Here is a 13,027-nt window from a genome sequence, read left to right as displayed (position 1 = left end):
CGTTGTAACGCGGCCTACTAGATAATCGCGCGCTACGGGGATCGGCGTTCGTTGGTCCGTTTTGACTTAGGTAGAGACTTGTCCGGGACCTGTTGGGGAATCATTTTGCCCCATGGGAGTCGGAACAATGCTCGCCAACTTGGCAAGAGTCGTTCGCAGGGTCGGTTTTTTTCCACCGCACACCGTGCTGGCACTTTAACTGGCCGTTGGTTTTTTGATCTGTTTTCGGCGAGGGTTGCTCGTGATTGTTAGTCCCTGTAATGCACCAAAATTGACTGCCAAACGGTTTCGAAACGCACTGGTAGCGGGCTCTGCACTGCTCTGCCTGTTCAGCGCCGGCCAGCTTTGGGCATTCAATCTGGATGACGTATCGGTCAAGGCAAAAGAGCTGGCCGGGCAAAAATACGAAGCCCCGCGCAGTAACCTGCCGAACGAATTCCGCGAGATGAAATTCGCGGACTATCAAAAAATTCGGTTCCTCACTGAAAAAGCCGAATGGGCGAACCAGAAAACCCCATTCAAGCTGTCGTTCTATCACCAGGGTATGCACTTCGATACGCCGGTGAAAATCAACGAAATCACGGCCAACACCGTCGAAGAGATCAAATACGACCCGAGTCGTTTCGATTTCGGCGACGTGAAGTTCGATCCTAAAGCCACCGAACAGCTGGGTTATGCCGGTTTCCGTGTGCTGTATCCGATCAACAAGGCCGACAAGCAAGACGAAATCATGACCATGCTGGGCGCGAGCTACTTCCGCGTGATCGGCAAGGGGCAAACCTACGGCCTGTCCGCTCGCGGCATGGCGATTGATACCGCGTTGCCATCCGGCGAAGAGTTCCCGCGCTTCACCGAGTTCTGGATTCAGCAGCCGCAGCCGGGCGACAAGCACCTGGTGATCTTCGCTCTGCTGGATTCACCACGTGCCACCGGTGCCTATCGCCTGACCCTGCGTCCGGGCAGCGACACGGTTGTCGACGTCAAGGCCAAGATGTTCCTGCGTGACAAGGTCACCAAGCTCGGCGTTGCGCCGCTGACCAGCATGTTCCTGTTCGGCGCCAATCAGCCGTCGAAAGTGTTGAACTACCGTCGCGAACTGCACGACTCCAGCGGTCTGTCGATCCATGCCGGCAACGGTGAGTGGATCTGGCGTCCGCTGAACAATCCGAAACACCTGGCCGTGAGCAATTTCTCGATCGAGAACCCGCGCGGTTTCGGCTTGCTGCAACGTGGCCGTGACTTCAGTCATTACGAAGACCTCGACGATCGCTACGACAAGCGCCCAAGTGCCTGGATCGAGCCGAAAGGCGATTGGGGCAAGGGCTCCGTCGATCTGGTGGAGATTCCTACCGCTGACGAAACCAACGACAATATCGTTGCTTTCTGGAGCCCGGACAAACTGCCTGATCCTGGCCAGTCGCTGGACGTCGCCTATCGCTTGCACTGGACCAACGATGAAGCCTCCTTGCATTCGCCGGACAGCGCCTGGGTTCAACAGACCCTGCGTTCCACGGGCGATGTGAAGCAGTCGAACCTGATCCGTCAGCCGGACGGCAGCGTGGCCTATCTGGTGGATTTCGAAGGCCCGTCCCTGCAAGCCTTGGCGGAAGATGCCGAAGTACGCAGCCAGGTGAGCGTTGGCGACAACGCAGAACTGGTCGAGAACAGCGTCCGTTACAACCCTGAAACCAAGGGCTGGCGCTTGACCCTGCGGATGAAGATCAAGGATCCGGGCAAGGCCACCGAGATGCGTGCGGCACTGGTCAAGAACATCACGCCTGCCGAGGCGATCAAGACCGCCGCGCCAGTGTCCAGTTCTTCCGTTGCCAAGGCCGACAAGATCGCCGCCCGGCAGCAGGAGAAAAAGGACAAGGAAGCCAAGCAGGTTGAAGTACAAGCCCAGCAAGTCAAGGACACCAAGGACAAGGACAACAAAGACGCCAAGCAGCCTGTTGCTGCCGAAGCGGCCCCAGCCACACCGGAATCGGCACCGACTGAACAAGTCCTGACCGAGACCTGGAGCTATCAGTTGCCCGCCGATGAGTAATTCACAAGTACAGCCACAAACGCTTGCCGAGTACCTGGCGCATCTGCCGATGACCGATGAGCAGCGCGCGGAACTCGCGGGTTGCAAGTCCTTCAGTGAACTGCACGAACGTCTGTCGTCTTCGACGTTCGACGCGCCTACCGAGGCTGCTCAAGCTTCGGTCGGCCGGCGCCTGACCCTGAACACCGCCGAAGAACTGGCAGACGCGCAAATGCTGGGGCTCGACGCCAGCGGGCGGGTCTGCCTCAAGGCGACCCCGCCGATTCGTCGGACCAAAGTCGTGCCGGAGCCATGGCGCACCAATATTCTGGTGCGTGGCTGGCGTCGTCTGACCGGTCGCACCAATCCGCCGGCTCCGCCGAAGGATGAGCGCGTGCTGCCGGCGGCTCGCTGGCGCACCGTCGGCTCGATCCGTCGCTACATTCTGCTGGTGCTGATGCTCGGCCAGACGATCGTTGCCGGCTGGTACATGAAAGGCATCATGCCGTACCAGGGCTGGTCGTTCGTCGATCTCGAAGAAGTCCTGCACCAACCGCTCCTGCAAACCGCCACGCAAGTGCTGCCGTATGCGCTGCAAACCAGCATCCTGATTCTGTTCGGGATTCTGTTCTGCTGGGTGTCGGCCGGTTTCTGGACCGCGCTGATGGGCTTCCTCGAGTTGCTCACCGGCCGTGACAAGTACCGCATTTCCGGCGCCAGCGCCGGCAATGAGCCGATCGCCAAGGACGCGCGCACCGCACTGGTGATGCCGATCTGCAACGAAGACGTGCCGCGGGTATTCGCCGGTCTGCGGGCGACTTTCGAGTCGGTTGCCGCCACGGGTAACCTGGATCGCTTCGACTTTTTCGTGCTCAGCGACAGCAACGATGCCGACATCTGCGTCGCCGAGCAGCAAGCCTGGCTGGATGTCTGCCGTGAGGCCAAGGGCTTCGGCAAGATTTTCTATCGCCGCCGTCGCCGTCGCGTGAAACGCAAAAGCGGCAACCTCGACGACTTCTGTCGTCGCTGGGGCGGTGACTACAAGTACATGGTCGTACTCGACGCCGACAGCGTGATGAGCGGCGAATGCCTGAGCAGTCTGGTGCGCCTGATGGAAGCCACGCCGGACGCCGGGATCATCCAGACCGCGCCGCGTGCGTCGGGCATGGACACCCTTTATGCGCGCATGCAGCAGTTCGCCACGCGGGTGTACGGTCCACTGTTCACCGCCGGTCTGCACTTCTGGCAGTTGGGCGAATCCCACTATTGGGGCCACAACGCGATTATCCGCATGAAGCCGTTCATCGAGCACTGCGCCCTGGCGCCGTTGCCCGGTAAAGGCGCGTTCGCCGGTGCGATTCTGTCCCACGACTTCGTCGAAGCTGCGCTGATGCGCCGTGCCGGCTGGGGCGTGTGGATTGCCTACGACTTGCCGGGCAGCTACGAAGAACTGCCGCCGAACCTGCTGGACGAACTCAAGCGTGACCGTCGCTGGTGTCACGGCAACCTGATGAACTTCCGGCTGTTCCTGGTAAAAGGCATGCACCCGGTGCACCGTGCGGTGTTCCTGACAGGCGTGATGTCTTACCTGTCGGCGCCGTTGTGGTTCTTCTTCCTTGTGCTGTCGACAGCCCTGCTGGCAGTCAACACGCTGATGGAGCCGCAGTACTTCCTGGAACCGCGTCAGCTCTATCCGCTGTGGCCGCAATGGCACCCGGACAAGGCGATTGCACTGTTCTCGACGACCATCGTGCTGCTGTTCCTGCCGAAGTTGCTGAGCATCATCCTGATCTGGGCCAAGGGTGCGAAAGAATTCGGTGGCAAGTTCAAGGTGACGCTGTCGATGCTGCTGGAGATGTTGTTCTCCATGCTGCTGGCGCCGGTGCGGATGATTTTCCACACCCGTTTTGTACTCGCCGCGTTCCTCGGCTGGGCCGCGACCTGGAACTCGCCGCAACGTGACGACGACTCCACGCCGTGGAGCGAAGCGGTCAAGCGCCACGGTCCGCAGACCTTGCTGGGCTTCTTCTGGGCGCTGTTGGTGATCTGGCTGAACCCGAGTTTCCTTTGGTGGCTGGTGCCGATCGTCGGTTCGCTGATGCTGTCGATCCCGGTGTCGGTGATCTCCAGCCGTGTGGGTCTGGGTCTCAAGTCCCGTGACGAAAGCCTGTTCCTGATTCCCGAGGAATATGCCCCGCCACAGGAGTTGTCGGCGACCGATCAGTACACCCACGAAAACCGTTGGCATGCACTGAACGACGGCTTCATCCGGTCGGTGGTCGATCCACAGCAGAACGCGTTGGCGTGCGCGCTGGCGACGTCCCGTCACCGTCAGGCCGAGCCGATCGAATGGCTGCGGGTCGAGCGGGTTCGCCATGCGATGAAGGTCGGGCCTGCCGGGCTGACCAACAACGAGCGCGTAGCCCTGCTGAGTGATCCGGTGGCACTGGGTCGCTTGCATGAGCAGGTCTGGAGCGAAGGCCACGCCGAGTGGCTGCAAGCCTGGCGGACATCGGTGGATGCCGATCCCCATGCGCCGCTGCTGCCGCTCAAGCCTGTGAGCGTGCAGCCTCAGTTGGCCTAATGAAAAACCCCGCGAAAGCGGGGTTTTTTTTGTGCTGCTGATCTGACTGAACACAACTTTTGTGTTCGGCGCAGCCCCTGTGGGAGCGGGCTTGCCCGCGATTGCATCCCCCGGTTTCAAGTGAACCGGGGTTTCCGCATCACCTCAAACCTTGAACCGCCCCACCAGCATCTGCAAATGCGTCCCCAACCGCGCCAGCTCGACGCTGGAGGCCGCGGTCTCTTCACTGGCGGCCGAGGTCTGCTCGGACACATCGCGCACGTTCAGCACGCTGCGGTTGATCTCTTCGGCCACCGCGCTCTGTTGCTCGGCAGCGGCGGCGATCTGCTGATTCATCGACTGGATCGCCGACACGGTGCGGGTGATGCTTTCCAGCGAGCCACCGGCGCGGCGGGTCAGTTCGACGCTGCTGTCGGTCAGGCTGCGGCTGTTATCCATAATGGTCGCGACTTGCTGAGTACCGGTTTGCAAGCCGACGATCAGCTCTTCGATTTCTTCGGTGGATTTCTGGGTGCGCTGGGCCAGGCTGCGGACCTCGTCGGCGACCACCGCAAAACCGCGTCCGGCCTCCCCGGCGCGGGCGGCTTCGATGGCGGCGTTGAGCGCCAGCAGGTTGGTTTGTTGGGCCACGGATTTGATCACGTCGAGCACGCTGCCGATCTTGTCGCTTTCGCGCTTCAGATCGCTCATGGCGGCGGTGGAGTTGCCGACTTCGACGGCCAGACGCTCGATCTGCGCGATGGCTTCGCCGACCACTTTGTCACCCTCGCGGGCCTGCTGGTCAGCGGCGACAGCAGCTTCGGAAGCTTCCTCGGCGTTGCGCGCGACTTCCTGCACGGTGGCGGTCATTTCATGCATGGCGGTCGCCACCTGATCGGTTTCGACTTTCTGGCTGTTGACCCCGGCGCTGGTCTGCTCGGTGACGGCCGACAGTTCTTCGGCGGCGCTGGCGATTTGGGTGACGCCATCACTGATGCCGCCGATCAACTCCCGCAGGCCCAGGGTCATGTTCTGCATGGCGCGCTGTAGCTGACCCAGTTCGTCCCGACGTTCAGAAATCAGGTTATGGGTCAGGTCGCCCGCCGCGATACGCTCGGCCACTTTGAGGGTCTGGCTCAGTGGAATGACAATTTGGCGGGTGATGGCCCAGGCCGCGAACAAACCAAAAGCCGAGGCCAGGAGGGTGGCCATCAGCAGCAGGTTCTTGGCGTGCGCCGCATCGGTGTCACGCACGACGGTTTGCGAGGCGGTGAGCTTTTTGCTGACGTCGAACAGAATCTCGCCTTGCGCGCTCATGCGTTTGAAGGCGGCAGCGCTGGCAACCTGAGAGTCGCGGAACTGGCTGACGGCCGCGCGATAAGCCTTGAGCGAGTCGGTCGCCTGTTGCAGGTTGGCAATGTGTTGTTCCGGCAATTTGGACGGCAGGCTTTCGAGGTTTTTCAGGGCGTTGTCGATGGCGTCCAGCGCCGGCTGCTCGGCTTCCGGCTTGCCGCTGTAGGTGTAGCCGCGCACCTGGAAGCGCGCTTGCTGGATCAGCTTGCTCAGGTCGATCACGCTGTTGAACTGAGCGACGCTGTCGCCTTGCAGCAGGGATTTTTCGACTTCAGCGACACGGGCCACGGCGTTGTCCGCGGTGGCGCCCAGTTTGCTGCGGGCGTCTTCGCGAGTGGCGGTTGCCTGAGTCATGTCGGCGAACGCGCGTTTGTACTCGACGACCGCGGCCAGTTGCTGGTCGATCATTGCCACGTCGGCAGGCTGTTCGATCAGTGTGCGCGCGGTTTTCAGGCCGGTATCGAGTTGGCCGATCAGCTCATTGACGGCGCCCGGGCCTTGTTCGCCACGGCGCATGTCGTAATCCAGACGGGCCATGCGCAGGTCTTTGGTCAGCTCATTGAGGCTGGAAATAAACCCGAGCTTGTCGCCACGGCTGATCACACCGCTCAGGCCGGTCCAGCCGGTGAAGGTAATCAATAAGGTTAGAAGCAGCACCAGACCGAAGGCGACACCCAGTTTGCGATTGACGCTTACATTTCCCAGTTTCTCGGCTAGCCAACGGTACATGCGGCAACTCCCCTCGGACCATTAATTGGTTTTATGGGAACTGTATCGGCAGGCGGGCGGGGTTCTATAGGGCCAAGGCACGATCCCGTAGGAGCTGCCGAAGGCTGCGATCTTTTGATTTTTAGAACCAAGATCAAAAGATCGCAGCCTTCGGCAGCTCCTACATGAAAAGGTGCGATGCGGAAGGGTTAGAACAAACGCGAAAGCAGCGCAGTGACGGCGGTTTCGACCCGCAGGATGCGCTCGCCGAGCTGGACCGGTTGCAAGCCGGCCTTGGCCAGCAGGTCGATTTCGTAAGGAATCCAGCCGCCTTCGGGGCCGATGGCCAGGGTCACCGGCTCGTCCAGGCCGCGAGGGCAGGGCGGGTAGTTGCCGGGGTGGCCGACCAGGCCGAGGGTGCCTTCGGTGATGGCGGGCAGCCGATCTTCGACAAAAGGCTTGAAGCGCTTCTCGATGACGATCTCTGGCAGCACGGTGTCTCGGGCCTGTTCAAGACCCAGGATCAATTGCTCGCGAATCGCCTCAGGTTCCAGGAACGGGGTTTGCCAGAAGCTCTTCTCGACGCGATAGCTGTTCACCAGCACGATGCGCGGAACACCCATGGCGGCCACGGTCTGGAATACCCTGCGGAGCATTTTTGGCCTGGGCAGCGCCAGCACCAGGGTCAGTGGCAGCTTGGCCGGTGGCGGCTGGTCGAGGGTGACGCGCAATTCGGCCTCATCGGCGTCCAGGCGCAGCAATTCGGCCGACCCCATCAAGCCGCCGATACGCCCGACCCGCAGGCTGTCGCCAACCACCGAACGATGGACTTCCTGCATATGCGTCAACCGGCGATCGCGCAGGATCGCCCGGTCGGCCGCAATGAAGTCGGCATCGAGGAGAAGCAGCAGATTCACGGTTGAGTCGCTGGCGGCTGGTCGTTGTGATCGTCGGCCGGCTGGTCGTCCGGGTGCTCGCCGCGCTTGCTGATCAGGCTGCCGAACAGAATGCCGATTTCAAACAGCAACCACATCGGTACGGCCAGCAGCGTCTGCGAGAAGATGTCCGGAGGCGTCAGGATCATGCCGACCACGAAGCAGCCGATGACGACGTACGGGCGGATCTTCTTCAGGTATTTGACGTCGACTACACCGATCCACACCAGCAGCACCACGGCTACCGGAATTTCGAACGCCACGCCAAAGGCGAAGAACAGCGTCATGACGAAATCGAGGTAGCTGGTAATGTCGGTCATCATTTCCACGCCGGCCGGGGTGGCGGCGGCGAAGAATTTGAAGATCAGCGGGAACACGAGGTAATAGGCGAACGCCATGCCGGTATAGAACAGCGCGATGCTGGATATCAGCAATGGCACCGCAATGCGCTTTTCATGCTTGTACAGGCCCGGTGCGATGAAGCCCCAGATCTGATGCAGGATCACCGGAATCGCCAGGAACAGCGAGACCATCATGGTCAGCTTCAGTGGCGTCAGGAACGGCGACGACACATCGGTGGCGATCATCGTCGCGCCAGCCGGCAGGTACGCGCGCAACGGCGTGGAGACGAAGGTGTAGATCTGCTGGGTGAAGGCGAACAACCCGGCGAAGATGATGAAGATCGCCGCTACGCAACGCAGCAGGCGGGTGCGCAACTCGGTGAGGTGCGAAACCAGCGGCATGTGCTGGTCGTTTTCGGGGAGATCGCTCATGGGGCTCGCGGCGGCAAAGTGGTGTCGTGAGGCGCCGGCGTTGTCGGCGCGGCGGCAGGAGCAACAGGTTCAGCCGGGGTCACTGCAGCAACGGGCGCAGGTTCGGCAGCTGGAGCATGAATCGTCTGCTCCGCCACCGGTTCAACCGGCTGAACCGGTGTGGCCTCCTGCTGAGTCGGCGTGAAAATCTTCCGCGCCTCCTGCTCCAGGGACAGAATGTGCTCGTTGTGCAGTTGCCGGCGAATCTCGTCGGCACCGATTTCACGTTCAACTTCCTGTTTGATCGCGTTGAAGCTGCGCTTCAGCCGCCCGACCCACAGGCCGGCGGTGCGCGCAGCGCCCGGCAGACGCTCGGGGCCCAGCACCAGCAGGGCGACGAGGCCGACGAGCAGCAGTTCAGAGAAGCTGATACCAAACATTAGTCTGTGCTCACGAGTCTTTGCGGGTCGGCTCTTCGACTTTTTGTGCCTGCACGTCGATGGTGTGCGGCTGGTTCACAGAAGCCTGTGGCTGAACCGGCGGTACCGGTTGGGCCGGGGTCACAGTCGGGTCGACTGGCTTGTCTTCATCGTTCATGGCTTTGCGAAAGCCCTTGATCGACTCGCCCACGTCAGTGCCGAGGTTTTTCAGTTTCTTGGTACCGAACACCAGCACCACGACAACCAGGATGACGATCCAGTGTTTCCAGTCAAAAATGCCCATGTTGCTGTTCCTCTGTAATAGTTGTTCAGGCGGACGGGCGAGAGGCTTTCTCGGCGTGTCCGGACAGACCGAAGCGACGGTCCAGTTCATCGAGCACGGCCTGTGGATGTTGCCCCAGTTGGGCGAGCATGACCATGCTGTGGAACCACAAATCGGCGGTCTCGTAGATCACATCGCTGCAGTCACCGCTGATGGCGGCATCCTTGGCGGCGATAATGGTTTCGACCGACTCTTCGCCGACTTTTTCCAGAATCTTGTTCAGGCCCTTGTGGTACAGGCTGGCGACATACGAGCTGTCGGCGGCGGCGCCTTTGCGTTCTTCCAGCACCTGGGCCAGACGGGTCAGAGTGTCACTCATGTTTGTGTCCTGCGGAATAGATAGCGTGCGGGTCTTTCAGAACCGGGTCGACGGTTTTCCAGTCGCCGTTCTCGAAGACGCGGTAGAAGCAGCTCTGACGGCCGGTATGGCAGGCGATGTCGCCGATCTGCTCAACCATCAGGATGATCACGTCGGCGTCACAGTCCAGGCGCATCTCATGCAGGGTTTGCACATGGCCGGACTCTTCGCCCTTGCGCCACAACTTGCCACGGGAACGTGACCAGTAAATGGCACGGTTCTCGGCTGCGGTCAGTGCCAGCGCTTCGCGGTTCATCCAGGCCATCATCAGGACGCGTCCGGTCTTGTGATCCTGGGCAATTGCCGGCACCAGGCCGTCGGCGTCCCACTTGATCTCGTCCAGCCAGTTTTTCATCTTCGACTCCGACAGCGGGCCCTACTTCAATAGCTGAGCCCAGACGTTGAAACAGTGTGCCAGCCGAACACCCAACTGGCTATCGGCGAACGACCAGATACAGGCCGACCGCCACCATGATTCCGGCGGGCCAGTGCCCCAGTTCGTTCAACGGGCCACCGGCCGCGAGTATCGTGCCGCCCGCCAGGTGAGCAGTGCCGAGCAATCGCAGGAACCAATCGTCCTTGCGCTTGTGCCAAGGACGCGGCGGGTCGTTGGCGTGGGGCTGGGACATGCGTTCGAGCAGGTCGCGAGCCATGTTGGCCAGGTGCGGGATCTGTTCGAACTGGCTCTGCACGTTGCCCAGCAAGGCTTTAGGGCTGACACGCTCGCGCATCCAGCGCTCGAGGAACGGCTGGGCGGTGTTCCACAGATCGAGGTCCGGGTACAGCTGACGGCCCAGGCCTTCGATGTTCAACAGGGTTTTTTGCAGCAATACCAACTGCGGCTGCACTTCCATGTTGAAGCGCCGAGCGGTCTGGAACAGGCGCATCAGCACCTGGCCGAAGGAAATATCTTTTAACGGTTTTTCGAAAATCGGCTCGCACACCGTGCGGATCGCCGCTTCGAATTCGTTGAGTTTGGTTTCCGCCGGCACCCAGCCCGAATCGATGTGCAACTGCGCGACACGCCGGTAATCACGCTTGAAGAACGCGAACAGGTTGCGCGCCAGATAGTCCTGGTCTTCCGGAGTCAGGCTGCCGACGATGCCGCAGTCGATGGCGATGTACTGCGGGCTCCACGGCTGCACGGTGCTGACGAAGATGTTGCCGGGGTGCATGTCGGCATGGAAGAAGCTGTCGCGGAACACCTGGGTGAAGAAGATCTCCACGCCACGCTCGGCGAGCATTTTCATGTCGGTGCGCTGGTCGGCCAGGGTCGCGAGGTCGGTGACCTGAATCCCGTAGATGCGCTCCATCACCAGCACTTTCGGCCGGCACCAGTCCCAATAGACTTGCGGCACATAGAGCAGCGGCGAGCCTTCGAAATTGCGCTTCAGCTGGCTGGCGTTAGCCGCCTCGCGCAGCAGGTCGAGTTCGTCGTAGATGGTTTTTTCGTAGTCGCTGACCACGTCCACCGGGTGTAGCAAGCGAGCGTCGGCCGAGAGTTTTTCCGCGGCGCGGGCAAGGATAAACAGCCACGCCAGGTCCTGGGCAATGATCGGTTTCAGACCCGGGCGGATCACCTTGACCACCACTTCTTCACCGGTTTTCAGCTGCGCGGCATGCACCTGCGCCACCGAGGCCGAAGCCAGCGGTTCGACGTCGAAGCGGCTGAATACTTCACTGATCTTTTTGCCGAGTTGCTCTTCGATCAACCGGATCGACACTTGCGAGTCGAACGGCGGCACGCGGTCCTGCAGCTTCATCAGTTCATCGGCGATGTCTTCGGGCAGCAGGTCGCGGCGCGTCGAAAGGATCTGGCCGAACTTGATGAAAATTGGCCCCAGGTCCTGCAATGCCAGGCGCAATCGAGCGCCACGGCTCAGGTCCAGGGGCTTGCGCGGGAACCAGCGCCACGGCAAGGCATAGCGCAGCGCCAGCAGAAACCAGGGCAGTGGCAGGGCGAACAGCAAGTCATCGAGGCGGTAGCGAATCACAACGCGCTGGATGCGCAACAAACGGCGGACGGCAAGCAGCTTCATGCGTTATCGCTTGGGTCGAGGGATCGGGAAAGGCGCTCGAAACGCGCCTCGAGACGTTCCAGATCGAGTTTGATCTGGTCCAGTTCACTGAAACGGGCTTCGGCTTCGCGCTGACCGACGAGGGTGCGCGATTCTTCGGCCAGGTATTCGCCCAGGTTCTGGTTCAGGCTGGCGAACCCTTGCTGATACCAGCGAGCGCGACTGCGCAGGTGACCGCCAATCAGTTGCGTGGCGACCGGGCCGAGCCAGCGCGAGAGTTCGTACTCCCAATCCAGCTCGAGGTCCTGAAGGATCGCCGCCAGTTCCAGCAGCACGCCGCTGTCGCCGTCGAGTTCGACTTCAGGAGCATGCAGGACCGAAGTCTTGTCCTTGCTCGTCGCCAGTTTCAGCAGGCTTGAGGCCGGTGCGCGCAAGGTGCAGTCGGCACCGGTTTCCCACTGGGAGGCGAGCATCAGGCCTTCATCGCTGGGCAGGATGAACACTTGCAGCGCCGGGCTGCGGCAGTCGACGGCAATCACCTTGCCACTCAAATGCGCCAGCCGCGGCAGCGCCGTGCTGTCGAGACGCAGCACCCGGTTCAAACCGAGTTCAACGCTGGCGAGCAGGCCGGCCAGCAACATCAGGGCTTGATGCCGCGGTGCAGGGCGACGATGCCTGCGGTCATGTTGTGGTACGTCACGCGGTCGAAACCGGCCTCGACCATCATCGACTTCAGGGTTTCCTGGTTCGGGTGCATGCGGATCGATTCGGCCAGGTAGCGATAGCTTTCCGAATCATTGGTGATCAGCTTGCCCATCAATGGCATGAAGGCGAACGAATAGGCGTCGTAGGCCTTGGACATCAGCGCGTTGGTCGGCTTGGAGAACTCCAGTACCAGCAAACGGCCGCCCGGTTTCAGCACGCGAAGCATCGAGCGCAGGGCGTCTTCTTTATGCGTCACGTTGCGCAGGCCGAAAGCGATGGTCACGCAGTCGAAGTGGTTGTCCGGGAACGGCAGCTTTTCAGCGTCGGCCTGGACGAATTCAACGTTGCCGGACACACCCAGATCCAGCAGGCGGTCACGACCGACCTTGAGCATGGATTCGTTGATGTCGGCCAACACGACCTGACCGGTAGGTCCCACAAGGTGCGAGAATTTGCGGGTCAGGTCGCCGGTGCCGCCGGCGATGTCCAGCACGCGGTTACCCGTGCGCACGCCCGACAGTTCGATTGCGAAACGCTTCCACAGACGGTGCATGCCGCCCGACAGGAGGTCGTTCATCAGGTCGTACTTGGCGGCTACCGAGTGAAAAACCTCAGCGACTTTTTCCGCTTTCTGGCTTTCCGGAACGTTTTTGAAGCCGAAGTGAGTGGTGGGTTCGGCATCGCTGCCTTTGCGCTGATCAGTCATATCGCTGTCACCAAAAGAGAATGCGGGACATTCTAATCCCGGTGGCCTGCTTTGTCTTGGCAAGGCTGAAGGTAAGATAGGCAACCACCGGGACGTTTTGACGCATGCAGGGTCAAGATGTCTTGAGCAAGTCACGATAAA

Annotated in this window: 12 protein-coding genes; 2 read left to right on the top strand and 10 right to left on the bottom strand. The window is 61.0% G+C overall.

From position 1 onward, the window contains the following. The first annotated feature begins 241 nt into the window (after positions 1–241). Both KGB14_RS20280 and mdoH read left to right on the top strand, forming a co-directional pair. Positions 242–2,047 carry a glucan biosynthesis protein G gene (locus KGB14_RS20280; protein WP_223488485.1) on the top strand — a complete coding sequence of 602 codons (1,806 nt, stop codon included), beginning with the start codon at positions 242–244 and terminating at the stop codon, positions 2,045–2,047. Continuing rightward, a complete protein-coding gene (gene mdoH / locus KGB14_RS20275) occupies positions 2,040–4,610 on the top strand; it encodes a glucans biosynthesis glucosyltransferase MdoH (protein ID WP_223488484.1) in 2,571 nt (856 codons plus the stop codon). The genes KGB14_RS20280 and mdoH overlap by 8 nt, the downstream gene beginning before the upstream one ends. A gap of 144 nt (positions 4,611–4,754) precedes the next feature. Here mdoH and KGB14_RS20270 read toward each other — a convergent pair whose 3' ends face one another. From KGB14_RS20270 to ubiE, 10 genes are all read right to left on the bottom strand, one after another. Beyond that, the gene (locus KGB14_RS20270; protein ID WP_223488483.1) at positions 4,755–6,671 is read right to left on the bottom strand and encodes a methyl-accepting chemotaxis protein; all 1,917 of its coding nucleotides are present in this window, start codon (positions 6,669–6,671) and stop codon (positions 4,755–4,757) included. A gap of 188 nt (positions 6,672–6,859) precedes the next feature. Continuing rightward, entirely contained in the window at positions 6,860–7,567 is a 708-nt protein-coding gene (locus KGB14_RS20265) for a 16S rRNA (uracil(1498)-N(3))-methyltransferase (protein ID WP_223488482.1), read from the bottom strand. Further along, on the bottom strand, positions 7,564–8,358 hold the full coding sequence (gene tatC, locus KGB14_RS20260) for a twin-arginine translocase subunit TatC (RefSeq protein ID WP_223488481.1): 795 nt from the start codon (positions 8,356–8,358) through the stop codon (positions 7,564–7,566). The genes KGB14_RS20265 and tatC overlap by 4 nt, the downstream gene beginning before the upstream one ends. Beyond that, positions 8,355–8,777 carry a Sec-independent protein translocase protein TatB gene (tatB, locus tag KGB14_RS20255; protein ID WP_223488480.1) on the bottom strand — a complete coding sequence of 141 codons (423 nt, stop codon included), beginning with the start codon at positions 8,775–8,777 and terminating at the stop codon, positions 8,355–8,357. Before tatB ends, tatC begins: the two co-directional genes overlap by 4 nt. Positions 8,778–8,787: 10 nt before the next feature. After that, positions 8,788–9,060 carry a twin-arginine translocase TatA/TatE family subunit gene (locus tag KGB14_RS20250; protein WP_223488479.1) on the bottom strand — a complete coding sequence of 91 codons (273 nt, stop codon included), beginning with the start codon at positions 9,058–9,060 and terminating at the stop codon, positions 8,788–8,790. 25 nt (positions 9,061–9,085) lie between these two features. After that, complete coding sequence (locus tag KGB14_RS20245; protein ID WP_007899279.1) at positions 9,086–9,418, bottom strand: phosphoribosyl-ATP diphosphatase; 333 nt, start codon at positions 9,416–9,418, stop codon at positions 9,086–9,088. Continuing rightward, positions 9,411–9,812, bottom strand: a complete 402-nt coding sequence (hisI, locus tag KGB14_RS20240; protein ID WP_217831924.1) for a phosphoribosyl-AMP cyclohydrolase — start codon at positions 9,810–9,812, stop codon at positions 9,411–9,413. Before hisI ends, KGB14_RS20245 begins: the two co-directional genes overlap by 8 nt. 79 nt (positions 9,813–9,891) lie before the next feature. Beyond that, entirely contained in the window at positions 9,892–11,496 is a 1,605-nt protein-coding gene (ubiB, locus tag KGB14_RS20235; protein ID WP_223488478.1) for a ubiquinone biosynthesis regulatory protein kinase UbiB, read from the bottom strand. After that, positions 11,493–12,116 (bottom strand): SCP2 domain-containing protein, encoded by a 624-nt coding sequence (locus KGB14_RS20230; RefSeq protein WP_223488477.1) that lies wholly within the window; start codon positions 12,114–12,116, stop codon positions 11,493–11,495. The genes ubiB and KGB14_RS20230 overlap by 4 nt, the downstream gene beginning before the upstream one ends. After that, positions 12,116–12,886, bottom strand: coding sequence for a bifunctional demethylmenaquinone methyltransferase/2-methoxy-6-polyprenyl-1,4-benzoquinol methylase UbiE (gene ubiE, locus KGB14_RS20225; protein ID WP_008005057.1), 771 nt, complete (start codon positions 12,884–12,886; stop codon positions 12,116–12,118). The genes KGB14_RS20230 and ubiE overlap by 1 nt, the downstream gene beginning before the upstream one ends. Positions 12,887–13,027 lie beyond the last annotated feature (141 nt).

Origin of the sequence: Pseudomonas sp. A-RE-19, from assembly GCF_019956555.1 — a bacterium.
Taxonomy (GTDB): Bacteria; Pseudomonadota; Gammaproteobacteria; order Pseudomonadales; family Pseudomonadaceae; genus Aquipseudomonas.
The sequence above is the reverse complement of the archived record's forward strand: the minus strand, read 5'-3'. Positions and strand labels throughout refer to the sequence as shown.